Raw genomic sequence first — 25,476 nt, 5'->3', positions numbered from 1 at the left:
AGTCTGCGCTAGAGAGCGAAGACTTCCTGCATGCGCTTGAGCGCCGAGATCTGCGCCATTGTCTCGTCGTAGCCTCGCTGGATGGCGTCGCCGGCACGATGAAATTCCGACAGGCCGATGTCGCTCAGGCGGGGATGCAGGGCAAGGTCCGGTGGGTCGCCGGCGAGCCTGGCGCGCGATATGCGCTCCTGGATGATGTTGAAGGCTTGGACCATGGTTCCTGTGACGCCGACACGGACGTTGCCGGCTCGGTTGCGCTGCTCCATCTCGATCGGCTGGATGCTCGCGCTGTGTTTGACCACGGCTGAACGTCCAAAAATTTCATAGTTGAGGTTGACGGCAACCACAAGCGGCTGCTCGTAGGCACGGCAGACGGAAGTAGGGACGGGATTGACGAGTGCACCGTCGACCAGCGTGCGGTTGTTGCATTTCACCGGCTCGAAAATCCCCGGAAGCGCATAGGAAGCCCGCAGGCCCGTGATCAGTGAGCCGCTCGATATCCACACTTCATGACCCGTGTGGAGTTCGGTCGCGACGGCGACGAAGGGGCGTCCGAGATCCTCGATGGCCAGCCCCTCCACGTGCTCCTGCATCCGTTTGGTCAGCCGCATGCCGCCCAACAGACCGCCACCGCCAATGGTTAGGTCGAGCAAACCGGCGATGCGCCGCATGGTGAGCGAGCGGGCGAACTGTTCCAGTTCGTCCAGTTTACCGGCAAGGTAACAACCGCCAACCAGTGCCCCGATCGACGTGCCTGCGATCATTCCGACCTCAATGCCGGCCTCGTCGAGCGCCTTCAAGACGCCGATATGCGCCCAGCCGCGCGCTGCGCCACCGCCAAGTGCAAGTGCCAGTTTGGCCTTGCGGGGAGGTTCGATCTTGGCAGGGGGAAGCGGAGCCGATGCACGACCACCTCCGCCGTCGGCAGCGACAGTCTGCCGATCAGGGCGGTTCCAACTCCAGTTCAGCATCGACTAACACCCTTCCGGCCAATCGCCACGGCGACAACCAATTTAAACACTGGCAGGTTGCGAAACCGTTTATCAACGAAATGCGGCAGGAAGCGTGCGGCTCTACTCGGTGCTCTTGCTAGAATAGACCATTGTTGGATCAAAATGACGCTGATCGTCTCCGATTTCAAGCAGCGGTTGACCTTCGGTCACTTTGACCTTTCTATAAAAGCAGGAACGGCGACCTGTATGGCAGGCAGCATCATGACCGCTGACGGACACTTTCAGCCAAACCGTGTCTTGATCGCAATCGGTCCGTATTTCGTGGACAGTCTGCAGATTGCCGGACGTCTCCCCCTTTTTCCACAATTTGGCGCGCGAGCGGCTGTAATAGTGGGCGATCCCTGTTTCCAACGTCAGCCGCAGGGCTTCGGCATTCATATGGGCCACCATCAGCAGTTCGCCATCGCGGATATCGGTCACCACCGCGGTCACCAATCCAGCACCGTCGAATCGCGGAGTGAAGGCGCCGGCGCCTTCGAGCGCTGCCTTGTCGACGGGAGGCGGGGGAAATAGCACTGTCATAATCGGTCCAAGCGATCAGCGGTTTCGCGCGAGCGTAAAGAAGCGAGCCTGCTCGGCGGCATTGGTCTTGAACTCGCCGGTAAAGGTCGTCGTCAGCGTTGTCGAACCCTGCTTCTGCACGCCGCGCATCTCCATGCACATGTGCTGAGCCTCGATCACCACCGCGACACCGCGTGGCTGCAGCGTGTCTTGGATGGCAGCGGCGATCTGCGCCGTCATGTTCTCCTGCGTCTGCAGCCGGCGGCCGAAAATCTCGACCACGCGCGCAATCTTCGACAGGCCGAGAACCGGCCCCTTGGGAAGATAGGCGACTGTGGCTTTGCCGATGATCGGCAGCATGTGATGTTCGCAGTGGGAGAAGAATGGAATATCCCGCACCAGCACGATATCGTCGAAACCCGACATCTCCTCGAACGTGCGGCCGAGGACGTCTTCAGGCGCCTGATCATAGCCTGCGAATAGTTCCTGGTAGGCGGCAGCAACGCGCTTCGGCGTATCGAGAAGGCCTTCACGGCCAGGATCATCACCCGCCCAGCGCAAAAGGACTCGAACGGCTTCCTCCGCCTCCTGTTGCGTGGGGCGGACCTGTTCTCCCTTGGACGACGGGAAATTCTTCACAATGGCATCCATTTAACATCTCCCGATGCGGTTCAAGGCCACATCCGACCGACTAGCTGTAATATCAAACCAGTACATTCCGCTGGTCTCGGATCGACTGCCGCTTTTTGATCCGCGAACATCGGTTATTGCAAGGCATTCCGTTTCCATTACCGCAGGATTTCATGAAAACAATGTTTCCTTGATGATCGCCGCTTTCCACCACATATAAGAGCGAGATCATTTTTTCGATAGGCCGCCGCTGTGGATGATGTGTTCACTGCTCAGGGCTGCCAAGCGAGCGTCCATGGAAGACATTTATAATACCAAGATCCTTGAGTTCGCCGGCAATATTGCCCTCACCGGTGCCATGCCCAACGCCCAGGCCGTTGCCGAAAAGCATTCCAAGCTCTGCGGCTCGAAAGTGCGCGTCTACGTCAAAATGGATGAGGGCGTGGTGACGGATTTTTCCCATGAGGTGCGGGCCTGCGCGCTGGGCCAGGCTTCATCCTCCATCATGGCGCGACATGTGTTGGGAGCAAGCGCCGACGAGATCCGCAAGGCGCGCGACGAAATGGTCGCCATGCTCAAGGAGGGCGGTGAGGGCCCCACGGGACGGTTCGAGGAAATGCGCTACCTGAAGCCGGTTAAGGATTATAAGGCACGCCACCCGTCGACCATGCTAACCTTCGAAGCGGTCGTGGATGCAATTGCTCAGGTCGAAGCACAGAACGATACCGCGACTGCCACGGCCTAGTCATGTGTGAAAGCCATGACGCCAAGAACTCTACAATCTCAGGCAGGCGAAACCTGTCCCGCAACTGGTCGGGTGCCTTCGCGAAGACGCCGGGACGGCTCTTGGGCATGGCGTTGATCAGGTTCTACCAGCTGACTCTCTCCGGATTCGTGGGCAATTCGTGCCGGCACATCCCGACCTGTTCCGAATACGGTTATGAAGCGATTGCCCGTCACGGACTATGGCCCGGCGGATGGATGACGCTTTTCCGGGTGGCCCGCTGCGGCCCGGGTGGGACAAGCGGACTGGATCCCGTTCCTGGCGAGCTGACGCCCCGGCAGCACTGGTGGACGCCTTGGCGCTACCTGCGCTCCTGATGGTCCGCCAGCTTTACTAACGGGGCAAAACCCACTATCACGGCGCCCGTTAACGCCGGCCATTTCGCTCCGCCGGCCTATTGTCACCACCCGCATTCGTTGGCGGGACTGGACAGGAGATCGTCATGTCGCAATCCGTTTCCCTTACATTTCCCGATGGCTCCGTTCGCCAATTCGCCGCTGGAACGACCGGCCGGGACGTTGCCGAATCGATTTCGAAATCTCTGGTCAAAAAAGCCGTTGCCGTTGCAGTCGACGGTAGTCTTCGAGACCTTTCCGACCCGATCGTCGACGGAAGGATCGAGATTGTCACCCGCACTGACCCGCGCGCCGTGGAGCTTATCCGGCACGACGCGGCGCATGTGATGGCGGAAGCGGTACAAAGCCTGTGGCCGGGAACGCAGGTGACGATCGGCCCGGTCATTGAAAACGGCTTCTATTACGACTTCAAGCGCGTGCATCCTGAAAGCCAGGAGGATTGGCCCTTCACGCCGGACGATCTGCCGAAGATCGAGACGAAGATGAAGGAGATCATCGCGCGCAACGACGCCTTCACCAAGGAAATCTGGCCGCGCAACAAGGCCCGCGAGACCTTCGCCGATATGGGCGAAGCCTACAAGGTGGAACTGGTCGATGCGATTCCTGAAGATCAGGATCTGAAGATCTACCGGCAGGGCAAGTGGTTCGACCTTTGCCGCGGCCCGCATATGGCCTCAACGGGTCAGATCGGCACGGCGTTCAAGCTTATGAAGGTTGCCGGAGCCTATTGGCGCGGTGACTCCAACAACCCGATGCTGACGCGCATCTACGGGACTGCCTGGGCGACGCAGGAAGAGCTTGACCAATATCTGCATGTGCTGGCCGAAGCGGAGAAGCGTGACCACCGCAAGCTGGGCCGGGAAATGGACCTGTTTCATTTTCAGGAAGAGGGTCCGGGCGTCGTCTTCTGGCACGGCAAGGGGTGGCGTATTTTCCAGGCCCTGACATCCTATATGCGCCGTCGGCTGGCTGGAACCTATGAAGAGGTGAACGCGCCGCAGGTGTTGGACAAATCGCTTTGGGAAACCTCCGGTCACTGGGGCTGGTACAACGAAAACATGTTCGGGGTTAAGTCCGCGCATGCCTTCGTCAACCCGGACGACAAGGAGGCGGACCAGCGCGTCTTCGCCTTGAAGCCGATGAACTGCCCCGGCCACGTTCAGATATTCAAGCATGGGTTGAAGTCTTACCGTGAACTACCTATACGGCTTGCCGAATTCGGTCTGGTACATCGCTATGAAGCATCCGGCGCATTGCACGGATTGATGCGTGTCCGTGGCTTTACCCAGGATGATGCACATGTCTTCTGCACCGATGAACAGCTGGCAGGCGAGTGCCTGAGGATCAACGAGCTGATTCTGTCGGTTTACGAGGATTTTGGCTTCCATGAAGTCGTCGTGAAGCTCTCGACCCGGCCGGAAAAGCGGGTCGGCTCGGATGCGCTTTGGGATCGTGCTGAAGCGGTCATGATGGAAGTCCTCAAGACGATCGAGGAGCAGTCGGAAGGCCGTATCAAGACCGACATTCTGCCGGGCGAGGGGGCGTTTTATGGTCCCAAGTTTGAATACACGCTCAAGGACGCCATCGGTCGCGAATGGCAGTGCGGTACGACGCAGGTGGACTTCAACCTGCCGGAACGCTTTGGCGCATTCTACATCGACCAGAATTCTGAAAAGCAGCAGCCGGTGATGATCCACCGCGCCATCTGCGGCTCCATGGAGCGTTTTCTGGGCATTCTGATCGAGAACTTTGCCGGACATCTGCCTTTGTGGATGGCGCCGGTACAGGTGGTGGTCGCGACCATTACCTCCGAAGCCGACGACTACGGACGCGAAGTGGCTGAGGCGCTTCGGGACGCGGGTCTGCTTGTGGAGACCGACTTCCGCAACGAGAAGATCAACTACAAGGTCCGCGAGCATTCGGTCACCAAGGTGCCGGTCATCATCGTCTGCGGCAAGAAGGAGGCTGAAGAGCGCTCCGTCAACATCCGCCGCCTGGGATCCCAGGCACAGACGCCGATGCTACTCGACGAGGCAATCACCTCTCTGGTGGAGGAGGCAACGCCTCCGGACGTCCGCAGGCGCCAGCTGGCACGGCGCAAGGTGGCTTAAGCTACGTTGACAGCGCTCCTCATCAGGGGCGCTGTCAGAATCCTGTAACATGCTTGCCATATTCCAATTACATTGCGACAGGCACATGTGCCGCGGAGACTGGCTTGCGGTTCAAGGAACTTTCATACTCGAACGAAAAAGATCCGCGCTTCAAGCGCTGGTTCATCCGCTCTATCGAGGGCCTTTCCGGCCGTGACCGCTATGCCAGGCTCTACGATATCTGGCGCAGCGACATTGTCGGAAAAACGGATCGGGTCTTCGGCAAGATGCTGGATCTCATCGACGTCGATCTAGCAATCGACGGCACTTGGCCGCCCGCCATCGCCCCGGATCGGCCGCTGGTGATTGTCGCCAACCATCCATTCGGCATAGGCGATGGAATTGCGGTGCTGACGCTTGCAGAGCAGCTGGGCCGGCCGTTTCGAGTTCTGATCCATAACGAACTTCTGAAAGTGCCTGAAATGGGCGCTTATTCTCTGCCTGTCTCTTTCGACGAAACGAAGGAGGCGGTCGCACTCAATATGCAGACACGCCATGAAGCGCTGCGCCTCCTGAAAGAGGGTACGACGATCATCATCTTTCCGGCAGGTGGCGTTGCAACGGCCAAAAAAGGTTTTGGGCGGGCCGAGGATCTGCCGTGGAAAATCTTCCCGGCCAAACTCATCCAGGCTGCGCGTGCCAATGTGGTACCTATCTACTTCGAAGGGCAGAATGGCAGGCTGTTTCATATCGCCAGCCGCATATCGATGACCTTAAGACTTTCCCTGCTGATCCGCGAGTTCAAGCGCCTCTCCGGAAGCTCGATCCGTGCTCGGGTAGGCGAGATGATGACTTGGGAAGAAATGGCTGGGATACAGGACCGCAAGGATCTCTTAGCAATGCTCCATGATGCCGTCTTCGTCATGAGGCCGGCTCGCAAGCAACGCTTGCTGCAAAAGGCCGTCTGATCGATCAATCCTGCGGTTCGGCAGCATTTAAGTTGGATGCGGTCGTCTTTGCGTCACGCATCAGGACTTCGACATCCGCATTCAGACCCGCCTTCACGCTGAATTCGCGCTGGTAGATCTTGTCCTTGTTCCGCGCGATCGCCAGATAGCCGCCCTCGGACAGAACCATGGTGGGGAAAGCGCTAACGCTTTCGTTGACGATATCCCCGGCAGCGGTCAGCACCGACCAGGCCGTGTCTGCAATAGCCTCGCCGCCAGTCTGAGATACGAGCTTCAGGGTGATCTGCGCCGCCTTGTGCTGCAATACAGCCTGGGTGAGCTTGCCAGCCTCGACCTGGATGTCGGCCCGCACCACGGCGTTGATGTCGCCATATTCCGAGACAACGTGATAGGTGCCCGCAGCAAGCCGGACGATCGTATTCGGTTTGACCTCGGACATGACCAGGGCCCTGTCACCATTGTCGCGGACTTCCGACGAATAAACGGAAAAGCTTAACTGCGCCGGCGGAATGCGCTGATCCGATCCTGCCACGGCATTGAGGATGAAGCCGCCGGCATCGAGAATCAGGGTCTGCTTCTCGACGTTGCCCTCGGCCGGAACCGTGACCTTCTTGGTCACACCGGCGCGCCCGAAGGCAACATTGACGAAGTAGTCGCCAGGAGCGAGCTGGAAAGCCGCCGAACCACCGTCCGAACTGGCAACCAGCGGCAGCTTGCCATCCTGGCCCGCGAGCGGACTGAAGACGCGCCAGGCAAGACCGTCCTGCATCACGTCGCCATTGGCGGTCAGCTTGGCCTCGAAGCGCACATCTTTCGCAGCGACACCCGACAATCCGGGTGCTGCCGAAAAGGCGCTGAGCTTCGGCATTTTGCTTGTGCTGTTCAGCTGATGGAAGCTCTTGAAGGCGTCGTCCTCCGCCACAGCTTCCGCAGCCGCGCTGAGCGTCAGCAGCCCGGCGAGGATAAGGCAGTTTGCAGCGGGAATGCCTTGCATGGGATGTGGACCGGTTGACTCTTGTTTTATGAACCGCCACTTGAAGACCAAGCCCTAGGTAATTTCAAGACCTTCCGCACTTCAAGATCCAAATGAAAGCCTTCGACATGCGAAATGACGTCAAACTCATTGATTATCTCCGGGACAGACATTCGACGCCCGTCGCGCAGATCAAGGAGCCTGGCCCGACTCACGATGAGCTAGAAGGCATTCTCACCTCCGCCAGCCGGGTGCCGGATCACGGAAAGCTTGCGCCATGGCGGTTCATTGTCTACCGGGGTGACGTGCGTGCAAGCCTTGGCGAAGTGTTTTTGTCCTTGGCACTTGAGGCTGATCCGGATTTGGCGGACGCCGCCAGACTGGCTGAGCGGGCCCGCTTTACCCGCGCCCCTCTGGTTGTTGCCGTCGTCAGCACCGCGGCGCCGCATGTAAAGATCCCGGAATGGGAACAGGTTCTGTCGGCGGGAGCCGTCTGCCTCAACATGTTGATGGCTGCCAATGCGGCCGGCTACGTTGCCAATTGGCGCACCGAGTGGATTGCCTATGACGAAAGGGCAATGGCTGCCCTCGGCATTCAGCCGACCGAAAAGGTAGCGGGCTTCATCCATATCGGCTCAACCGACTTTCCTGCACCGGACCGGCCGCGGCCCAACCTTCAAGACGTGGTGACTTATGCCGGGGAAAGCATGGCTTGATGTTCTACCGCACGGACACCAATGCGCATGGTATGAAGCATGATCCTTTCAAGGCGATCGTGGCGCCGCGCCCGATCGGCTGGATCGGCACCAAAGGCCGCGACGGTTCGATCAATCTGTCTCCCTATTCCTTCTTCAATATCGTGTCCGACAGCCCGAAGATCGTCATGTTCGCGTCTTCGGGCCGCAAGCACAGCATGATGAATGTCGAGCAAACAGGCGTCTTCACCGCAAGCCTGGCGAGCCGACATCTGGCAGAACAGGTCAATGCGTCCTCGGCTCCAGTCGAATATGGCGTGAACGAGTTCGATCTGGCAGGTCTGACGGCGAAAGCCGCAGAGCTTGTGGATGCACCTTACGTAGCGGAAGCCAGTACGGCTTTGGAATGCCGCTTGACGGAGATCATTCGGCCTAAGGGGTTGGACGGGCAGGAAACTGATTCCTTTATGGTCTTCGGCCAGGTTATAGGTATCCATATCAGCCAGGACATCATCCGTGACGGGCGGATCGATATGAGCTTGTCCCGTCCGATCGGCCGCATGGGGTATCGAGACTACGCGGACGGTGGCGCAGACGTATTTGAGCTTGAGCGGCCTTCCGGTTGAACGGTGGCGGCAAAGGCATTGTTGATTGTTGCGACCTGATCTGGCCGAACCGAGAATTTGCCTGCAAAGCCGCTGTGATAAGCGTCCAGGCATTCATCCCTGAAAGCATCAGGATCGGTCGCCGCCGAGGTTGCGTCGATCGCCAGCGCTCCTGCTGCGCGTGCCGCCAGGATCAGTTGCGCTCGCGCAAATTGCGAAAAATGGCTTCGCCTATCAATGGGAGGCTGACCAGCCTGCAACGCCACGGCAGCCAGTCGGGAGCTGGAATGCCGAAAGCTCGCCGCGGCCAGTAGCCCTGCGTCGCTGAGCATCGCCACGATGGCGGTTTCACCCTTTAAGCCTATTCGCGCTTCTTCGACGCGCAGCAGAACGTCCAGCCTTTGAACCTCGGCACCATTTTCGGCTGCAGACAGGACCACGGCAGATGTTCGAAGTTGAAGGGCACGCGTAAGTGCCACCTGCGCATGGGGGGCGCTCCAGCAGGGGAGGAGGGCTGCCAGCCTTTGGCTCCCGCCAGTAAAACCATGTTCCGGAATTTCAGGAGCCTCCAGCGAGACCGAGTCCGGATCTGTCAGATCCACAACGATCCAGTCGGCCTCTTGTGGGCGTTTTTGGGCTAGTTCGCTGAGTGGCAAGATCAGCCAGGATCGGTGCCTCCAGCTCTGCAAAGCCTTGGCCGCCAAGGTTAATGAACGTGGTGAACCAATCTTAAACGTTTCCGCCATAGCTTAGGATCCAGCCGGTCGCAATGAGTCCCGGCAGGTGTAATCGAGGCGCGTGGTGATCGTACAGGCATTTCTTCGTTGGACGGAAACGGCAAAGGCAAGCGATCGGGCCAAGGCGGCGAATGCTTTGGGCCGCGCCTATCTGCATTCGCAGATGGGGGGCGATCAGCAACAGGCCGCAGCACTCGCTATGACCTACCTTCTCGACGATCCGTCTCCTCGCGTGCGGCTCGCGCTTGCGCAGGCGCTTTCCACTTCTCCCCACGCGCCACGCGCTATCGTTACGGCTCTTGCGGAGGATCAGCCGGAAATTGCCTGCACGGTCATTGCTGCATCTCCGGTCCTGACAGAAGCCGACCTCGTTGACCTCGTGGGCCGCGGCGATGGCTTGACCCGGGGCGTTATCGCGTCACGGTCCAACCTGTCACGGGGCGTGGCCGCGGCCATTGCCGAGATCGGCAGCGAGGGCGAGGTGATCCTGCTGCTTGAAAACGATGGTGCGGCCATCACCCGCTTTTCGCTTCGCCGCATGGCCGAGCGCCTGGGCCATTGCAGCACCATCCGCGATCTTCTTCTCGACCGCGACGATCTGCCGGCGGATGCCCGCCACTTGCTGGTAGGTCATGTTACTGCAGCCTTGGCAAATTCGGATCTGGTACGCGGCATGCTTGGCCAAAGACGTATTGATCGTGTGACCCGAGAAGCCGAAGAGGCCGCCGCCATTTCGATTGCAGGTGTGGTTTCTCAGGCAGAGATCCCGATTCTGATAGAGCACTTTCGCGCGGCAGGTCGGTTGACGCCGGCATTGCTGGTTCAGGCGCTCTGCACCGAAAAACTCGATTTCTTCACCGGCGCGGTCGTGGCACTGTCCGGTCTGGATCAGAAGCGTGTGAGGCCGATCCTCGCGACAGGCAGAATGCATGCTGTCCGTGCGCTGTTCGAATCCTGCGGCCTCGCACGAGAAGTCTCCGGCATCTTTGTTGAAGGTGTCTTCCTTTGGCGCCAGGCGGCAGCGGGCGGCCCTACGGGAAGCATCTGCGGCCTGCTCCTCAAGAAGCTGGCAATCCTGCAGCCAGACAATACGGCAGTGGATGAGATCATTGAGATCGTCGAAAAACTGCAGCGGTCCGAAACGCGGCTGACCGCTCGCGCCTGGGCAAGCGAAGCCGCGCTGGCTGCGTGATTCCTCAGCGCTGAAACCTGCGTGCTACCCAGGAATAACTGTCTTCCACGAGGCGCACAGGCTTGCCGACAAGCGACCGAACACCCTCTGTGGTCGGCAGCACATTGCGGACTCGCTGGATGGCGCTGCTGGCCAGCGATTGTTTTTCCTGTTCGGAAACTTCCGCCTGCAACGCATCCTCCGGCTCGTTCTGGCTTGGAACCAGTTGTTCCGGCGCTGGCTTTTGTTGAGGAATTGGGCCAGTGGCGGGAACAGCGATATTCGGCTGCTGGCAGACGGCGATAATAACGGGGTAGGGATGATTGGCATAGGAGGGCAGCTGATTTTCCGACACCGAATCGCACATTGCGACCGTGGGCCAGCGCTGATTGACGGTCGCGATGTAATGGCAGTCAGTGCCGCTATCGTTGCAGCCGAGGATGGTCATCACGACAAGCGCCGGGTTCATGCCTTCTCCTGAAATCGTTGTTGCCCAAAGCCGGTTGCTGCTTACTTGGGAGCGCCTTTTTCAAGTGATGTCAGGGGACAATAGGTCATAATGATGGCTATCGGAGCTCAGAACGCGGCGGGCGATAGCCTCGTTCGCCGCTCAAGCTTGGCCTCAAGCGGGGGCTCTCAGGGACCGGTGGCTTTCCGCGTGACGACCACGTCGGAAGGAACTGTAGGATCGGCTGCACCAGCGCCGCTGGCCTCTGTCTCCACCGTGTCCGCCAGCCGGACTTCCCGAATCCATTCCCGCCAGATTGAAACGATTAGCGCCATGAGCACCGGGCCGATGAACAGGCCAAGGAATCCCATGGTCTTCACGCCGCCGACAAGGCCGAAGAAGGTCGGCAGGAAGGGGAGCTTGATCGGACCGCCCACCAGGCGCGGGCGCACCGTCTTGTCGACGATGAAGAGTTCGACAGTGCCCCAGGCGAGGAGCCCGAAGCCGGCGACATAGGTGCCATTGGCAACGAGGTACAAGGACACCAATGTGAAAGACAGGGGCGCGCCGCCAGGAATAAGTGCCATGACGCCGGTAATGACGCCGAGCGTCACGGGCGAGGGTACGCCAGCAATCCAGTAGGCGACACCAAGAACGATGCCCTCGCCGATCGCGATCAGGGTCATGCCGGTCACAGTCGAACTGATGGTTGCCGGTACGACGCGGGAGATCCGCTCCCAGCGCGACGGCAAGATGCGCTCGCCGAGTAGGTCAATCTGGCGGGTAAAGGCAGCACCGTCGCGGTAAACAAAAAACAGGGCAATAAGCATGAACAGCATGGTGAGGATCAGGTGGAATGCACCATCCCCCACCGCGACCAGAGCCCGGTAGATATTGCCGATATTGGCGCCGCTGACGATCTGGATCAATTCTCCGATCGAACCAGGCGAGCCTACATGGCGAGCCCATTGTACGCCCAGCCATTCTCCTACACCGGGAAGCCCGGTAATCCAGGCCGGTGGCGGCGCGCCGAAGCGATTGACCTCGGCCGCCCAGACGATCCACTGACGCACTTCGCCGATCGTATAGCTGATCGCTATGCCGATCGGCACGATCAGGAATGTCAGGATCAAGATGATTGCGAGCGTTGCGCCGATGGTCGTATTGCCGCCAGTCCGGCGCAAAAGCTCCCGGTATAACGGCCAGCTTGCAAAGCCTATGACAAGCGCTGCCAACACAGGAACAAGAAAACCATGAAAGAAATAGATGCCTGCTGCCGCGATTAGAACCAGCAGCCAGCGCGCGGCCGAAATGGGTGGGATAAGGGCAATCCTGTTGGACGTGACCGGCCCAAGCCACCGTGGCTCTCTCGGCCCGCTGTGATCATTCTTTATCGTCACGTTTCGCTGCTGCTCCATACTTTTGTCCCGCATATGGTATATCAGGCATTCTGTCACAAGCCTAACGTACCTATATGAAAACTACGCTTAATGGCTTGCGGTACCTGGGAGATCCGATAAAAAAATGAAGACACCGAAAGCTGATGTCGTTCAACGCGCCCAGAGCACTTTTTCAACCTGTCTTGAAGGGCCAAATCAGATAGACCTTGAAGAAACGGAAGAGGTTCCTGCCGAACTCCCGGCCAAGGACCGCAAGGACGTACGTCATGCCCTATAAGGAAGCGGTCGACCTAACCAATTGCGACCGCGAGCCCATACATATTCCCGGCAGCATTCAGCCTCATGGTTGCCTGCTCGCGTCTGATCTTGCTGGAGCAGTGATACTGCACCATTCGGGAAATGCGCCGGAAATGCTGCAGGTGACAGGCGACATCAATGGTCAGCGGCTGGAGGACATAGTCGGCGGAGATACTGCCCACACCTTGCGAAACGCACTTGCGACTTCGGATGACCCAGCCCGGCCGGCCTTCCGGCATGGGCTGCGCCTGCCGTCCGGCAAGGCGTTCGATGTGTCGCTGCACCGGTTTGAGTCCAAGGTCATTATCGAATTCGAGCCGGCTTCGACCGATGGCGATCAGCCGCTTGAAGTCGCTCGCATGCTTATCAGCCGCATACGCAACATGACCAGCGTCGATCGCCTGGTTGAGAGTGCGGCTCGTCTCGTATTCGCCATGCTCGGCTATGACCGGGCCATGGTCTATCACTTCCAGGAAGACGGCTCGGGCAAAGTCGTTAGCGAGTATAAGCGGCGCGACCTGGAGAGCTTCAAAGGCCAATATTTTCCCGCCAGCGATATCCCGAAGCAGGCGAGGGAGCTCTATGTCCGCAATACGATACGTGTCATCTCCGATGCATCCGGCGAGCGGATCCCAATCCAGCCCGAACTGGACGAGGCTGGCCTGCCGCTCGACCTATCGTTTTCGCATCTGAGAAGCGTTTCGCCTATCCACTGCGAGTATCTGCGCAATATGGGCGTTGCCGCGTCCATGTCCGTGTCAATTGTGGTCGACGGAGAGTTGTGGGGCCTTATCGCCTGTCACCATTATGCGCCCAAGGTACTTTCGATGCCGCAGCGTGTCGCCGCTGAGACATTTGGCGAGTTCTTCTCGCTGCATCTCAGCGTGTTGAAGCAGAAGCAACTGCTCGATACGGCAAATCAGGCACGCCGCTCATTGGACCGCTTCTTGCAAGCTGCATCCAGCCATAGCGACATCAGCGGTCTGCTTCGCACATCGCTGGCGGATTTTGGGGCAATGATTCCCTGCGATGGTGTCGGTTTGTGGCTCGACGGCGTTTGGACCGCTACGGGATCGATACCGCCTCAGCACCAGATCCCTGGCTTAGCTACGCTGGTCGCCGGCCTTTCTTTGGGCAAGGTCTGGTCGTCGTTCGAGCTTTCGCGGTCCTTGCCCAATGCTGAAATCTCTCCCGATGACGCCTGCGGCGTGCTGGCTATTCCCTTATCACAACGACCGCGTGACTACCTGTTCTTCTTCCGCAAAGAAGTGGTGCAAACGCTGGACTGGGGTGGGAACCCTGACAAGTCATACCCGGTCGGCCCGCTAGGTGATCGTCTCACGCCCCGCAAGAGCTTCGCCATCTGGAAGGAAACGGTCCGCCTGAAGGCCCAGCCTTGGACGGAAAGCGATCGGGAGATCGCGGATGCAATCCGGGCCGTGCTGGTCGAGATCGTCCTGCATCATAATGAGATGCTGGCGGATGAGCGCGGCAAAGCAGATGTTCAGCAGCGCATGCTGAATGAAGAACTCAACCACCGCGTCAAGAATATACTGTCCGTCATCAAGGCGCTCGTGGGGTATCCGGTGGAGAGCGCCCGTAGCCTGCCCGATTATATTGCGACCTTGAAGGGGCGGATCCAGGCCCTGGCCTTCGCTCATGATCAGGTGGTGCGGGGCGGAGACGGAGGCGCACTCTCGGATCTCCTGGAAGCAGAATTGCGGCCCTATATGGGAGGACGCCGTGCTGTCAATTTTGGTGGCCCTGCCGTTTGGCTTGACAGCCGCTGCTTCTCCGTCATGGCGCTGGTCCTGCACGAGATGTCGACGAATGCCGCCAAATATGGCTCGCTGTCCATGCCCGCAGGTAAGCTTGATATTTCATGGCGCATCCGCGAAGGGGGAGATTGCGAACTGACCTGGGCGGAGAACGGCGGTCCCATCGTCACGCCGCCGTCCCGAAACGGTTTCGGTACGGTGCTGATCGCTCGCAGCCTACCCTTCGAACTGGAAGGCGAGGCGGCGATCGATTACAGCCGGGAAGGGTTGCGTGCCAAGTTCGTCATTCCCGCCAAGCATGTCCATTCGGACGATGATATGCCCGTAGCCGCAGTCACCGCGGACAGTGGCAAAGTCGAGCGCGACGATATGGCGTCCGGCCTTGGCGATCTGGAATTTCTGCTCGTCGAAGATCAGATGCTGATCGCTGCCGATCTTGAGGCTGTGCTTGCCGATCACGGCATCAGCAAGGTGACAACCACGCCTTCGGTATCAGACGCCATGCGGCGCTTGAGGGAATTCACACCCGACATTGCCATTCTCGACGTCAATCTCGGGTCGGCGACTTCGCTTCCGATTGCCGAAGAGCTTGTGCGCCGGCAGGTGCCGTTCGTGTTTGCGACTGGCTACAGCGACCGCTCTGTCATTCCCGCTAGCTTTTCAGCTCCCGTGGTGCGCAAGCCTTACGAGGTGGATGCACTGCTCGGCGCCGTCAGAAAGGTATTGGCGGCGGAAGGCTGAGACGACATCTGCAGTGCGTAAGCGGGTGGAAGATCACTTTCGCCTGCAGGTCAGATATCGAGATTTTCCGCAAAGGCTGCGCGATCCTGGATGAAGCGGAAGCGAGCGTCGGCCTTCGTTCCCATCAGATTGTCGACCGCTTCACGCGTGCCCTCAAAATCCACCTCATCGATCGCCACTCGCAGAAGGGTGCGGTGTGCGGGATCCATGGTGGTTTCCTTGAGCTGTGCCGGCATCATCTCGCCGAGCCCTTTGAAGCGGCCGATCTCCACCTTCTTGCCCTTGAAGACCGTCTGCATCAGTTCCGCCCGGTGCGCGTCGTCGCGCGCATAAACGGTCTTGGCGCCTTGCCGAATGACGTAGAGCGGAGGGACCGCGAGATACAGATGGTTGCCGCGAATCAGCTCCGGGATTTCCTGGTAGAAGAAGGTGATAAGCAACGATGCGATATGAGCGCCGTCCACGTCCGCGTCCGTCATGATGATGATGCGCTCATAGCGCAGGTCTTCTTCGCGATATTTGGAGCGGGTGCCGCAGCCGAGTGCCTGGATCAGGTCGGCTATCTGCTGGTTGGCAGACAGCTTTTCACGGCTGGCGCTGCCGACATTGAGGATCTTTCCGCGCAAAGGAAGAATCGCTTGGTTGGCGCGGTTGCGGCCCTGCTTTGCGGAGCCGCCAGCCGAATCGCCTTCGACGATAAAGAGTTCCGCTCCTTCAGCCGTATTCTGCGAGCAGTCGGCGAGCTTGCCGGGAAGACGCAGCTTGCGAACCGCCGTTTTCCGGTTGACTTCTTTTTCCTTGCGCCGGCGCAGGCGTTCCTCGGCCCGCTCGATCACCCAATCGAGCAGCTTGGCTGCCTCGTTCGGATTTCCAGCGAGATAATGATCGAAAGGATCGCGCAGGATGTTTTCGACAATGCGTTGCGCCTCCACGGTCGCAAGCTTGTCCTTCGTCTGCCCGACGAATTCGGGTTCCCGGATGAAGACCGACAGCATGCCGACCGCGGAGATCATCACGTCGTCCGTGGTGATCTGCGCTGCACGCTTGTTCTGCGTCAGCTCCGCGTAGTTCTTCAGGCCCTTGGTCAACGCAATGCGAAGGCCGGCTTCGTGCGTTCCGCCCTCCGGCGTCGGGATTGTATTGCAATAGGAATGAACCTGAGGATCGCCGCCATACCAGGTGATCGCCCATTCCATGGCACCATGGCCACCGGTCTTTTCGGTGCGTCCGGCGAATATCTCCCGGGTGACGGTGAAATCCTTCCCCAGTGTCGCAGCGAGATAATCCTTAAGGCCGCCCGGGAAGTGGAAGACCGCCTTTTCCGGTATCTCGCCGCCCGCCACGACCATGCCCGGATCGCAGCTCCAGCGGATTTCGACGCCACCGAAGAGATAGGCCTTGGAGCGCGCCATCCGGAAGATGCGGCCGGCATCGAACTTCGCATGCTCGCCGAAGATCTGCGGATCTGGATGGAAGCGGACCTTCGTGCCGCGGCGATTATGAACATCGCCGAGTTCTTCCAATCCGCCCTGCGGCACGCCACGCGAAAAGCGCTGGCGGTAAAGCTTGCGGTTACGCGCAACCTCGACTTCCAGATGATCAGACAAGGCGTTGACGACAGAAACGCCGACGCCATGCAGACCGCCGGAGGTCTCATAAGCCTTGCCATCAAACTTACCGCCTGCGTGGAGCTTGGTCATGATGACTTCAAGCGTCGACTTGCCCGGCACCTGTGGGTGGTTCTCGATGGGTATGCCGCGACCGTTATCGGTGACGGTCAGGAAGCCTTCGACGTCTAGGTGAACTTCAATGAAATTTGCATGACCGGCAACGGCCTCGTCCATCGAGTTGTCGATGACTTCTGCAAAGAGATGATGCAGCGCCTTTTCGTCGGTGCCGCCGATATACATGCCAGGCCGCATACGCACCGGCTCGAGACCTTCCAGCACCCGGATCGAGGAGGCGCCGTAATCGTCGCCGCTGGATTGCGGCGGAGCAGGACGTGGTGTCGAAGGCTCAGCTCGCACAGTGGCGGCCACCGGTTCGGCCGGAACCGGGACCACCGTCGAGGCCAGGTCACCAAAAAGGTCGTTGTTGTCATCCATCGGCTGCGCCGGTACTACCTGTCGGGGTGCGGAGGAGGAAGGCATGTCCATCTCGCTTGTTTCGAATCATGCGCAATAGTGCCAGAAACCAGGCTTTTTCGCGATGCGGCATTGAATGCCCTGTTTGACAAATGCTGGGCAATGCCAGGCATGGCAAGCACCAAACAACGAGGAAGCAGAGGAAACAAGCCATGTCCACAGTTCATTTAATGTTCTGCAGCTGGTTGGCGGTTTTGGCGGCGCTTGTACCTGCCAGTGCATACGCCCAGCAGGCGCAACTGAAACCCTTCAAGGACGAGCTTTTTTCCCGGCAAACGGTGCTTCAATCAACCGATGGCGATACCTACAAGGTCGTTGATTATCGAGAAATGCGAGATATCAATGGCAGGGATCGCGAGCCTGAACGCCGCGTCAAGGACACCTATGTAGAGCTCGGCGTGCGACGCGAGCAAGTCAACGAGACCCTTAATCTTGCAGGACGCCGGCTTGACGTCACCAGGGTGGGACAGGCGGAGCGCGCGGCCTTCACCGTCATCTTCATCCACGGTCGTGGTGGCGACAGGCGGCTCGGCGTCAACGACTACACGTTCGGCGGTAATTTCAACCGGCTGAAGAATCTCGTCGTGAGCAATGGAGGCACCTATTACTCTCCCAGCGTCACATCCTTCGATGTGAATGGCGTGGCGGATGTCGCGGCCCTGATTCGTTATTCCTCACATGAATCATCCGGGAAGCCGGTGATCCTCGCTTGTGCCTCCATGGGCAGCATCATCTGCCAGGGTGTGAGCCGGGATCAGACCGTTGTCGGAAACCTCAAAGGAATGGTTATCCTCGGCGGGGCTCCGGATCCAGACCTGCCGAAATCCGCGTTGGCCAAGCTGAAGCTGCCGATCTATTTTGCGCATGGCAGCGCCGACAGCGTCTACAAGGCGGAAGAGCAGGCTTCTGTTTATCGCAAGTTGAGATCCTTAGGCTACCCGACACGCTTCACCCTGTTCCAGACCGGCAGCCACGGCACGCCGATACGGATGGTGGATTGGCGTGAAGCTTTGAATTTCATCCTGACGGGCCGCTCGTAGTTTTATGCTGCTGGGGTCTCTCAATCGTTCAAACGATTGAAACGGCATCGTCCATTCGCCAACGATCGTATCCGTCAGCATTGATGCGGATAATGAGCGGCAAGCCCTTGAAGACAAGAGCTTTTTCAGCGTACCACTAGAACCAGCCTAGATGGGCGCGCAGACATCGCGCGTGGAGGTAACGGTCGATCAAGACCGAAGAGGAGAGGAATAAGCGACAGATGACCCCAGATGTCCGACCGCTTGTCGCGGGGAATTGGAAGATGAACGGCACCCGTCAGTCGCTGACAGAAATCAAGGCCATGGCCCAGGGCGTCCAGGGTCCGTTGTCGCAACACGTGGATGCGCTGATCTGCCCCCCCGCCACGCTTCTCTATGTCGCCACAGCACTCAGCACCGATACTCCGCTGATGATCGGCGGCCAGGACTGCCATTACAGCACTTGCGGCGCTCATACCGGCGACATCTCCGCCGAAATGATCGCCGACTGCTTCGGAACGCACGTCATCGTCGGCCACTCCGAGCGTCGCACCGACCATGCTGAAACAGACCAACAGGTTCGAGCCAAGGCCGACGCGGCCCATGCGGTCGATCTCACTGCGATCATCTGCGTCGGAGAAACAGCCGATGAACGCGATGCCTATCAAACGCTGGATGTCCTAAAGCGCCAGATATTCGGCTCGGTGCCTCAGACTGCGACGGCTGAGAACACGGTGATCGCCTATGAGCCCGTCTGGGCAATTGGTACCGGCGTTACGCCCACCAACAGCGATGTCGAGGTTGCGCACGCCTTCATGCGTGCGGAATTGGTTGCCCGGCTGGGTGCGGAAGGGAGCCGCATGCGCATCCTTTACGGCGGCTCGGTCAAGCCCAGCAATGCCCGCGAACTGATGAGCATCGACAATGTCGACGGCGCGCTGATCGGCGGCGCGAGCTTGAAAGCCGAAGACTTCCTTGCCATCTATTCGGTCTATGAGGGCCTGACGGCATAATCCTGTCAAACAAGGCTTGGAAAGCGCGCAGGCCTCATGTAAAGAGCCGCAAAACTTCTTCTATTGCCTCTTGTGTGGGGCAGGGACGTAATTCATGCAGACCGTTTTGATCGTCATCCATCTCATGATCGTGCTCGCGCTGGTCGGCGTCGTTCTGATCCAGCGCTCGGAAGGCGGTGGGCTTGGCGTCGGCGGCGGATCCGGCTTCATGTCGGCACGCGGCACCGCCAATGCGTTGACCCGCACGACTGCCATCCTCGCGACGCTCTTCTTCATCACGTCCCTAGGGCTCGGCATCCTGGCGCGCTATGAGTCTCGTCCGACCGACATTCTCGACCGCATACCCCAGAGCCAGCAGGGACAAGGCAGCGGTATTCTTGATCAGCTCGGACCGGCTCCAACACAGGCCCCAGCCAACAATGGCGTACCGTCTGAGTCGGGCGCGGCCGCGCCCGCTCCGGCGGCACCTGCAGCAGGTAGCGCCCCCGCGGCTCCTGCCACACCGGCAGCTCCGGCTTCGCCGACAGGTGTTCCGACCGGCCAGTAAGGCCTCTGGTCTGATTTCATGCTCCGGCAGGCCAAAAGCCTGCCGGTTTTCTTTTGTGAAGATTCCACAGGCGATTTGCCGATCGGGCATTTTCCGCTGGCGGAATCGCAAATGACAAGGTATCCGGTGACTCCCATGGCGCGATATGTATTCATCACAGGCGGCGTGGTTTCTTCCCTTGGGAAGGGAATTGCGGCCGCAGCACTTGGAGCATTGCTGCAAGCCCGGGGCTACCGGGTGCGGCTCAGGAAACTCGATCCCTACCTCAATGTCGATCCCGGGACGATGAGCCCGACCCAGCATGGCGAAGTCTTCGTAACCGACGATGGCGCCGAGACCGATCTCGATCTTGGCCATTACGAACGCTTTACCGGACGTTCCGCGACCAAGACCGACAACATCACCACAGGCCGGATCTATAAGAACATCATCGACAAGGAACGCCGCGGAGACTATCTCGGCGCGACCGTTCAGGTCATTCCCCACGTCACCAACGAGATCAAGGATTTCGTCACCGAAGGCAATGAGGACTACGATTTCGTTCTTTGCGAAGTCGGCGGCACGGTCGGCGATATCGAAGCGATGCCGTTCATGGAAGCGATCCGCCAGGTCAAGAATGACCTGCCGCGTGGCACCGCAATCTATCTGCATCTAACGCTGATGCCGTTCATTGCCGCAGCAGGCGAACTGAAGACCAAGCCGACCCAGCATTCCGTCAAGGAATTGCAGGCGATGGGCATCGCTCCGGACATTCTTCTGGTGCGCGCTGACCGCGAAATTCCGGAAGCGGAACGTCGCAAGCTGTCGCTGTTCTGCAATGTTCGCCCGTCTGCGGTCATCCAGGCCCTCGACGTCGCTAATATTTACGACGTGCCGACCGCCTATCACAAGGAAGGTCTCGATTCGGAAGTGCTCGCCGCTTTCGGCATCGAACCAGCTCCGAAGCCGCGCCTTGATGCGTGGGAAGAGGTCTGCAACCGGATCCACACGCCTGAGGGCGAAGTGACGATTGCGATCGTCGGCAAATATACCGGCCTCAAGGACGCCTATAAGTCACTGATCGAGGCGCTTCACCACGGCGGGATTGCCAATCACGTCAAGGTCAAGCTCGATTGGATCGAGTCGGAAGTATTCGAAAAGGAAGATCCGGCGCCGTGGCTCGAAAAGGTCCATGGCATTCTTGTGCCGGGCGGCTTTGGCGAGCGCGGTTCGCAGGGCAAGATCAATGCAGCGCGCTTTGCACGCGAGCGCCAGGTGCCGTACTTCGGCATCTGCTTCGGCATGCAGATGGCAGTGATCGAGGCCGCTCGCAATCTTGCCGGCATCAATGATGCTTCCTCGACCGAATTCGGCTCCACCCAAGAGCCCGTGGTTGGCCTGATGACGGAGTGGCTGAAGGGCAACGAGCTCGAAAAGCGGTCGCACAAGGGTGATCTCGGCGGAACCATGCGTCTTGGTGCCTATAAGGCAGCGCTCAAGAAGGACACCAAGATTGCCGACATCTACGGCTCGACAGAGATTTCGGAACGTCACCGCCATCGCTATGAGGTAAACCGGGACTACAAGGAAAAGCTTGAGAGCTGCGGCCTGGTGTTCTCCGGCATGTCGCCCGATGGCCTTCTCCCGGAAACCATCGAATATCCCGATCATCCCTGGTTCATCGGCGTGCAGTACCACCCGGAACTCAAGAGCCGGCCCCTCGATCCGCATCCGCTGTTTGCCAGCTTCATTGAAGCGGCCCTGGAACAGAGCCGCCTCGTCTAGGATCCAATAAGCCCCGCTAAGCGGGACTTGTTTTTTGCCCGTTAGGCTGCCTCGGGCATCGGTCCGACATAGACCGAGCGCGGGCGAATCAGCCGCCCCTGCTGCGCCTGTTCGCGTGCATGGGCAATCCAGCCGATGGTGCGACCAATGGCAAATATCCCGGTAAAAGCTTGGCGCGGAAATTTAAGCGCATCGAGCAGCAGAGCCGTATAGAATTCGACATTGACGTCGAGAGGCCGGGCCGGCTTGCGTTCCTTCAATATCGTCAACGCCGCTGTTTCCACGGCTTCCGCAAGCGAAATGCGATCCCGATCGACCTGGCCGGCGGCGATGAGCGGGGCGATTGCGCTTTTCAGCGCGTCCGCACGGGGGTCGCGGACCCGGTAGATGCGGTGGCCGAAGCCCATCAGCCTGTCGCCGCGTTCGAGCGCTGCTTCCAGCCAAGGCCTCGCATTTTTTTGGCTGCCGATGGCATCCAGCATGTCAAGCACAGGACCCGGGGCACCCCCATGCAATGGTCCTTTGAGCGCACTGATTGCCGCAAGGACCGACGAAACAAGCCCGGCCTTGGTGGAGGCGACCACCCGCGAAGCAAATGTCGAGGCGTTGAGACCATGATCTGAGATGGTAACCAGATAAGCGTCGAGTGCCGCGATCTGCTCCCGGCTCGGCATCGTCCCGTGGAGCATGGCAAGAATATCTCCAGATTGCGACAGGCCTGGATTGGGTGGAAGAGGTGACTGACCTTTCTGCAGCCTCAAGACGGCCGGCAGGAAGACGGCCGGAGCGGCAAGCAGCGACAATGCGGTGTCGAAGTCTTCCCCATCGGCAAGACGCGCCACCAGAGCCCGCATGGCATCGAAAGGCGGCAGCCTCAGCAGTGTCTCGTCCAATGCCTCCACATGCGCAAAGACGCCGACCCTAGCCTGCGCCAGTTGCGCCTTTATCTCGTGCGGGTTGACCGGCCTGTCCAACAGATCATCGAGAAGCAAAGCCGCGACGTCTTCGTAGGTGGCATGGCCGACGAGATGGTCCAGCGATTGGCCGCGGATGATCAACCGTCCGGCCTGCCCATCCACTTCCGAAAGAGAAGTTTCAGCGGCGACGACGTCTTCAAGTCCATTATTGCTCATGGGTGTTTCTCCTTTACGAAGGGTAGGATCAGACCTAGGTTGATTGACGTCAATCTTGATGCAATCGATCAACATGTCCTGGATCACTCGTGAAGAAGCCTTGGCTCGTCTTGGGACGAAGCCGCAGACCCTCTATGCCAATGTCAGTCGTGGCCGTATCCGCGCCAAGCCGGATCCTGCCGACCCGCGATGCAGTCTCTATCATGCCAGTGATGTGCGGCGGCTGGCAGAGCGCCATTCTGGTCGGCGCCAGTCATCGGCCGTCGCGGCCCAAGCCATAGGCTGGGGCGATCCCGTCCTGCCGACGACCATATCCACCATCTCCAATGGAAAGCTCTACTACCGCGGCCGGGACGCGGTTGAGCTCTCGGCGGGGGCGACGCTGGAAGAGGTGGCGGCGCTCCTTTGGGGAACGGACCACGGGCCGGTAGCAGAAGCTGCCGTGCAGCAAGGAGGCTTGTCAAGAATAGCTGGCGCCTTTGCCTGCCTAGCCGCGCGAGTGCCGACGGACTTGCCCGCACTGGGTCGCAATTTGTCCGTTCTTCGGCTTGAGGCGGCCGATGTCCTGATGACGGTGGCGTCGGCACTTGCACCCTGGGCCGGCGATCCTGCACCACTGCATCAACGGCTTGCGCTGGGCTGGCAGCGGCCGGATGCGGCGGAGCCCATCCGCAGGTCCTTAGTTCTGGCCGCGGAGCACGAACTGAACGTGTCGGCCTTTGCGGCACGTGTGACGGCATCGTCGGGTGCCTCGCTTTCCGCGGCTACCCTTTCCGGCCTCGCAACACTGACCGGCCCGCGCCACGGAGGCGCCTGGGTGAGCGTCGCGCGGCTCGCAGAGCAGGCAGCGAGTTCAAGTGTTCGGGACGCCATACGAGGTGCCTTGGCCAGCGAGGACGTTGTCCGCGCCTTCGGACATCGGCTCTATCCACAAGGTGATCCGCGGGCAGCGGCCATTATGCAAAGTTTCGAGGCGCCAGCCGTTTATGGTTCCCTGGCCGAGGCGGGAGAGGAGCTTCTCGGCGAGCCGCCCAATATCGATTTTGCCATATCGGCACTCGCGTCGGCCTTCGATCTGCCTGAGGAGGCGCCGCTCGTGATTTTCGCCTTGGCGCGCACGACCGGTTGGCTTGCTCATGCCATGGAGCAGATCGAAAGCGGCCAGATGATCCGCCCGCGCGCGCGATACAGCGAAACGAGCAAAAATCTCTAGCGGATGCTCCGATAAGCCGAAAGCGCCCGATCACGCGCAAAGCCGTGATCGATAATCGGCTTCGGATAATTTCTGCCGAGCTCCAACCCGGCTTTTTCCAGCACGTGCTGCGGCGCCTCGAACGGGCGGTGAATATATTTCCGCTCCAGTCGCGCGAGCTCCGGAACATGTTCGCGCACATAATCGCCGTCCGGATCGAATTTCTCGCCCTGAAGCACGGGATTGAAGATGCGGAAGAAAGGCGAGGCATCGGCGCCGGAGCCCGCGACCCACTGCCAATTGGCGGCATTGTTGGCGGGATCGGCGTCCACCAGCGTGTCGTTGAACCACTCTTCACCCTTTCTCCAGTCGATCATCAGATCCTTGATTAGGAAGGAAGCAGTGATCATCCGCACCCGATTGTGCATGAAGCCGTAACGCCAGAGCTGCCGCATCCCGGCATCGACGATCGGATATCCCGTCTGGCCTCTCGCCCAAGCCCGAAAATCCTCCTCGCGGTATTCCCATTGAAAGGCGTCGAACTTGCTGTCCCAGTTCTGGGAATTTAGCCCGGGGAACTCGATCAGCAGATTGTAGCAGAAGTCGCGCCAGGCAAGCTCACGGCGGAAATGCCCAACCTCCTCCGATGCATGGGCGGGTAGACTGCTGGTGGCGTGCCAGAGCCGAGCTGGAGATATTTCGCCATGCGCGAGATGAGCGGACAGCATGGATGTTGCCTCGACCGACGGCAGATCGCGGCCACGCTTGTAGTTGTGTAATTCCCGATCCACGAAGCCTGCGAGTTTGTCCTGAGCGGCTTCTTCGCCGGGCACCCAGACTTTTGAAAACTCAGAGGCCCAGTCGGGTTTGGTCGGCAGAAGTGCCCAGCTGTCGAGATCTTCCGAGTCCAATGCCGGGCCAGCGGAGATATGCGAGGGAGCGTCTAGTGGCGGATGCGGTTCACCGAGCTTCTGCATCGCGTTCCAGAATGGCGTGAACACCTTGAAACCCTTGCCCGCGCCAGTTCGCACCGCATCCGGCTCCTGCAGAAGCTGGCCATGGAAGGCCTGTATCAGGATGCCGGCCTGCTTCAGCGCTACCGCTATCTCTCGATCGACCGCTGTCCGCTCATAAGCCCGGTTGACGAAGATGGATCGAGCGCCGGTCTTGCGGGCCAGATCCACCAGAACCTGTTCTGCCCTGCCGGACGCCAGGAGCAGGTCTCCGCCCAGTGACTTCAGAGAGTTCTTGAGTGCAAGCAGCGAGTGGTGCAGCCACCACTCCTGAGCAGCACCCAGCGGACCGACATTGAGAAGTTTCGGTTCGCGAATATAGACCGCAACGATCGGTCCTCCGGCGTCGATGGCCGCATGAAGGGCACGGTTGTCATCGAGGCGGAGATCTTTCCGGAACCAGAGAATCGAGGGGGTCTGTTCTTGAGCGGACACCTGCTTCTCCGTGATGCGATTTGAAATTG

General features: G+C 59.5%; 23 protein-coding genes. 13 read left to right on the top strand and 10 right to left on the bottom strand.

Annotated features, from left to right (window positions below; all coding sequences use genetic code 11):
* Positions 1-8 precede the first annotated feature (8 nt).
* From E2F50_RS00320 to folE, 3 genes are all read right to left on the bottom strand, one after another.
* Complete coding sequence (locus E2F50_RS00320) at positions 9-971, bottom strand: patatin-like phospholipase family protein (protein ID WP_133314091.1); 963 nt, start codon at positions 969-971, stop codon at positions 9-11.
* Between the two features lie 102 nt (positions 972-1,073).
* Positions 1,074-1,535, bottom strand: coding sequence for a phosphoribosyl-AMP cyclohydrolase (gene hisI, locus E2F50_RS00315; protein WP_133314090.1), 462 nt, complete (start codon positions 1,533-1,535; stop codon positions 1,074-1,076).
* 15 nt (positions 1,536-1,550) lie between these two features.
* Positions 1,551-2,165, bottom strand: coding sequence for a GTP cyclohydrolase I FolE (folE, locus tag E2F50_RS00310; RefSeq protein WP_133314089.1), 615 nt, complete (start codon positions 2,163-2,165; stop codon positions 1,551-1,553).
* Positions 2,166-2,439: 274 nt separating this feature from the next.
* Here folE and E2F50_RS00305 point away from each other — a divergent pair, with 274 nt between their 5' ends.
* The 4 genes from E2F50_RS00305 to E2F50_RS00290 all read left to right on the top strand — a co-directional run bounded on the left by E2F50_RS00305 (position 2,440) and on the right by E2F50_RS00290 (position 6,342).
* Positions 2,440-2,889: an iron-sulfur cluster assembly scaffold protein gene (locus E2F50_RS00305; RefSeq protein ID WP_133314088.1), complete on the top strand. Its 450-nt coding sequence runs from the start codon at positions 2,440-2,442 to the stop codon at positions 2,887-2,889.
* Positions 2,890-2,891: 2 nt separating this feature from the next.
* Positions 2,892-3,245 carry a membrane protein insertion efficiency factor YidD gene (gene yidD / locus E2F50_RS00300; protein ID WP_133314087.1) on the top strand — a complete coding sequence of 118 codons (354 nt, stop codon included), beginning with the start codon at positions 2,892-2,894 and terminating at the stop codon, positions 3,243-3,245.
* A gap of 125 nt (positions 3,246-3,370) precedes the next feature.
* On the top strand, positions 3,371-5,395 hold the full coding sequence (gene thrS, locus E2F50_RS00295) for a threonine--tRNA ligase (protein WP_133314086.1): 2,025 nt from the start codon (positions 3,371-3,373) through the stop codon (positions 5,393-5,395).
* Positions 5,396-5,499: 104 nt separating this feature from the next.
* Positions 5,500-6,342 (top strand): lysophospholipid acyltransferase family protein, encoded by an 843-nt coding sequence (locus E2F50_RS00290; RefSeq protein WP_133314085.1) that lies wholly within the window; start codon positions 5,500-5,502, stop codon positions 6,340-6,342.
* 4 nt (positions 6,343-6,346) lie between these two features.
* Here the strand turns inward: E2F50_RS00290 and E2F50_RS00285 are convergent, their stop codons facing one another.
* On the bottom strand, positions 6,347-7,336 hold the full coding sequence (locus E2F50_RS00285; RefSeq protein ID WP_133314084.1) for a hypothetical protein: 990 nt from the start codon (positions 7,334-7,336) through the stop codon (positions 6,347-6,349).
* A 107-nt stretch (positions 7,337-7,443) separates the two neighbouring features.
* Here E2F50_RS00285 and E2F50_RS00280 point away from each other — a divergent pair, with 107 nt between their 5' ends.
* Together E2F50_RS00280 and E2F50_RS00275 are read left to right on the top strand one after the other, a co-directional pair.
* Complete coding sequence (locus E2F50_RS00280) at positions 7,444-8,031, top strand: nitroreductase family protein (RefSeq protein WP_133315168.1); 588 nt, start codon at positions 7,444-7,446, stop codon at positions 8,029-8,031.
* Positions 8,031-8,636: a flavin reductase family protein gene (locus E2F50_RS00275; protein WP_133314083.1), complete on the top strand. Its 606-nt coding sequence runs from the start codon at positions 8,031-8,033 to the stop codon at positions 8,634-8,636. Before E2F50_RS00280 ends, E2F50_RS00275 begins: the two co-directional genes overlap by 1 nt.
* Here E2F50_RS00275 and E2F50_RS00270 read toward each other — a convergent pair.
* Positions 8,585-9,361, bottom strand: coding sequence for a hypothetical protein (locus E2F50_RS00270; RefSeq protein ID WP_133314082.1), 777 nt, complete (start codon positions 9,359-9,361; stop codon positions 8,585-8,587). The two genes, E2F50_RS00275 and E2F50_RS00270, sit on opposite strands and share 52 nt — an antisense overlap.
* A 55-nt stretch (positions 9,362-9,416) precedes the next feature.
* Here E2F50_RS00270 and E2F50_RS00265 point away from each other — a divergent pair, with 55 nt between their 5' ends.
* On the top strand, positions 9,417-10,544 hold the full coding sequence (locus tag E2F50_RS00265) for a DUF2336 domain-containing protein (RefSeq protein ID WP_133314081.1): 1,128 nt from the start codon (positions 9,417-9,419) through the stop codon (positions 10,542-10,544).
* A 4-nt stretch (positions 10,545-10,548) separates the two neighbouring features.
* Here E2F50_RS00265 and E2F50_RS00260 read toward each other — a convergent pair whose 3' ends face one another.
* Complete coding sequence (locus E2F50_RS00260; protein WP_133314080.1) at positions 10,549-10,992, bottom strand: hypothetical protein; 444 nt, start codon at positions 10,990-10,992, stop codon at positions 10,549-10,551.
* A 167-nt stretch (positions 10,993-11,159) separates the two neighbouring features.
* Entirely contained in the window at positions 11,160-12,389 is a 1,230-nt protein-coding gene (locus E2F50_RS00255; RefSeq protein WP_133314079.1) for an AI-2E family transporter, read from the bottom strand.
* Positions 12,390-12,637: 248 nt separating this feature from the next.
* On the opposite strand from E2F50_RS00255, the gene E2F50_RS00250 reads away from it, so the two are divergent.
* Positions 12,638-15,187: an HWE histidine kinase domain-containing protein gene (locus tag E2F50_RS00250; protein WP_133314078.1), complete on the top strand. Its 2,550-nt coding sequence runs from the start codon at positions 12,638-12,640 to the stop codon at positions 15,185-15,187.
* A 50-nt stretch (positions 15,188-15,237) separates the two neighbouring features.
* On the opposite strand, the gene parE is transcribed toward E2F50_RS00250, so the two are convergent.
* Positions 15,238-17,292 carry a DNA topoisomerase IV subunit B gene (parE, locus tag E2F50_RS00245; RefSeq protein WP_425375361.1) on the bottom strand — a complete coding sequence of 685 codons (2,055 nt, stop codon included), beginning with the start codon at positions 17,290-17,292 and terminating at the stop codon, positions 15,238-15,240.
* Positions 17,293-17,483: 191 nt separating this feature from the next.
* Between parE and E2F50_RS00240 the strand changes: the two genes are divergently transcribed.
* From E2F50_RS00240 to E2F50_RS00225, 4 genes are all read left to right on the top strand, one after another.
* Positions 17,484-18,371, top strand: coding sequence for an alpha/beta hydrolase (locus E2F50_RS00240; protein ID WP_133314076.1), 888 nt, complete (start codon positions 17,484-17,486; stop codon positions 18,369-18,371).
* A 221-nt stretch (positions 18,372-18,592) separates the two neighbouring features.
* A complete protein-coding gene (gene tpiA, locus E2F50_RS00235) occupies positions 18,593-19,363 on the top strand; it encodes a triose-phosphate isomerase (RefSeq protein ID WP_133314075.1) in 771 nt (256 codons plus the stop codon).
* Positions 19,364-19,457: 94 nt separating this feature from the next.
* Positions 19,458-19,910, top strand: a complete 453-nt coding sequence (gene secG / locus E2F50_RS00230) for a preprotein translocase subunit SecG (RefSeq protein WP_133314074.1) — start codon at positions 19,458-19,460, stop codon at positions 19,908-19,910.
* Between the two features lie 135 nt (positions 19,911-20,045).
* Positions 20,046-21,674, top strand: a complete 1,629-nt coding sequence (locus E2F50_RS00225) for a CTP synthase (RefSeq protein WP_161973918.1) — start codon at positions 20,046-20,048, stop codon at positions 21,672-21,674.
* A gap of 41 nt (positions 21,675-21,715) precedes the next feature.
* Here the strand turns inward: E2F50_RS00225 and E2F50_RS00220 are convergent, their stop codons facing one another.
* Positions 21,716-22,807: a citrate synthase/methylcitrate synthase gene (locus E2F50_RS00220; protein WP_133314072.1), complete on the bottom strand. Its 1,092-nt coding sequence runs from the start codon at positions 22,805-22,807 to the stop codon at positions 21,716-21,718.
* Positions 22,808-22,880: 73 nt separating this feature from the next.
* Here E2F50_RS00220 and E2F50_RS00215 point away from each other — a divergent pair, with 73 nt between their 5' ends.
* Complete coding sequence (locus E2F50_RS00215) at positions 22,881-24,020, top strand: citrate synthase (protein WP_133314071.1); 1,140 nt, start codon at positions 22,881-22,883, stop codon at positions 24,018-24,020.
* Here E2F50_RS00215 and E2F50_RS00210 read toward each other — a convergent pair.
* The gene (locus tag E2F50_RS00210) at positions 24,017-25,447 is read right to left on the bottom strand and encodes a cryptochrome/photolyase family protein (protein WP_133314070.1); all 1,431 of its coding nucleotides are present in this window, start codon (positions 25,445-25,447) and stop codon (positions 24,017-24,019) included. The genes E2F50_RS00215 and E2F50_RS00210 overlap by 4 nt on opposite strands.
* Positions 25,448-25,476: the final 29 nt, after the last annotated feature.

This window comes from Rhizobium deserti (genome assembly GCF_004358025.1).
Taxonomy (GTDB): Bacteria; Pseudomonadota; Alphaproteobacteria; order Rhizobiales; family Rhizobiaceae; genus Neorhizobium; species Neorhizobium deserti.
Note: the sequence above shows the minus strand (reverse complement) of the source record. Positions and strands in the feature narration are given on the sequence as shown.

What these genes read in the sequence shown, in the direction of transcription:
- E2F50_RS00260 (WP_133314080.1), bottom strand. Translation starts at nt 10,992, where the DNA reads ATGAACCCGGCGCTTGTCGTGATGACCATCCTCGGCTGCAACGATAGC.
- E2F50_RS00285 (WP_133314084.1), bottom strand. Translation starts at nt 7,336, where the DNA reads ATGCAAGGCATTCCCGCTGCAAACTGCCTTATCCTCGCCGGGCTGCTG.
- E2F50_RS00305 (WP_133314088.1), top strand. Translation starts at nt 2,440, where the DNA reads ATGGAAGACATTTATAATACCAAGATCCTTGAGTTCGCCGGCAATATT.
- folE (WP_133314089.1), bottom strand. Translation starts at nt 2,165, where the DNA reads ATGGATGCCATTGTGAAGAATTTCCCGTCGTCCAAGGGAGAACAGGTC.
- thrS (WP_133314086.1), top strand. Translation starts at nt 3,371, where the DNA reads ATGTCGCAATCCGTTTCCCTTACATTTCCCGATGGCTCCGTTCGCCAA.
- hisI (WP_133314090.1), bottom strand. Translation starts at nt 1,535, where the DNA reads ATGACAGTGCTATTTCCCCCGCCTCCCGTCGACAAGGCAGCGCTCGAA.
- E2F50_RS00225 (WP_161973918.1), top strand. Translation starts at nt 20,046, where the DNA reads ATGGCGCGATATGTATTCATCACAGGCGGCGTGGTTTCTTCCCTTGGG.
- E2F50_RS00215 (WP_133314071.1), top strand. Translation starts at nt 22,881, where the DNA reads ATGTCCTGGATCACTCGTGAAGAAGCCTTGGCTCGTCTTGGGACGAAG.
- E2F50_RS00220 (WP_133314072.1), bottom strand. Translation starts at nt 22,807, where the DNA reads ATGAGCAATAATGGACTTGAAGACGTCGTCGCCGCTGAAACTTCTCTT.
- E2F50_RS00320 (WP_133314091.1), bottom strand. Translation starts at nt 971, where the DNA reads ATGCTGAACTGGAGTTGGAACCGCCCTGATCGGCAGACTGTCGCTGCC.
- E2F50_RS00240 (WP_133314076.1), top strand. Translation starts at nt 17,484, where the DNA reads ATGTCCACAGTTCATTTAATGTTCTGCAGCTGGTTGGCGGTTTTGGCG.
- E2F50_RS00270 (WP_133314082.1), bottom strand. Translation starts at nt 9,361, where the DNA reads ATGGCGGAAACGTTTAAGATTGGTTCACCACGTTCATTAACCTTGGCG.
- E2F50_RS00280 (WP_133315168.1), top strand. Translation starts at nt 7,444, where the DNA reads ATGCGAAATGACGTCAAACTCATTGATTATCTCCGGGACAGACATTCG.
- E2F50_RS00275 (WP_133314083.1), top strand. Translation starts at nt 8,031, where the DNA reads ATGTTCTACCGCACGGACACCAATGCGCATGGTATGAAGCATGATCCT.
- parE (WP_425375361.1), bottom strand. Translation starts at nt 17,292, where the DNA reads ATGGATGACAACAACGACCTTTTTGGTGACCTGGCCTCGACGGTGGTC.
- E2F50_RS00250 (WP_133314078.1), top strand. Translation starts at nt 12,638, where the DNA reads ATGCCCTATAAGGAAGCGGTCGACCTAACCAATTGCGACCGCGAGCCC.
- secG (WP_133314074.1), top strand. Translation starts at nt 19,458, where the DNA reads ATGCAGACCGTTTTGATCGTCATCCATCTCATGATCGTGCTCGCGCTG.
- tpiA (WP_133314075.1), top strand. Translation starts at nt 18,593, where the DNA reads ATGACCCCAGATGTCCGACCGCTTGTCGCGGGGAATTGGAAGATGAAC.
- E2F50_RS00255 (WP_133314079.1), bottom strand. Translation starts at nt 12,389, where the DNA reads ATGGAGCAGCAGCGAAACGTGACGATAAAGAATGATCACAGCGGGCCG.
- yidD (WP_133314087.1), top strand. Translation starts at nt 2,892, where the DNA reads ATGTGTGAAAGCCATGACGCCAAGAACTCTACAATCTCAGGCAGGCGA.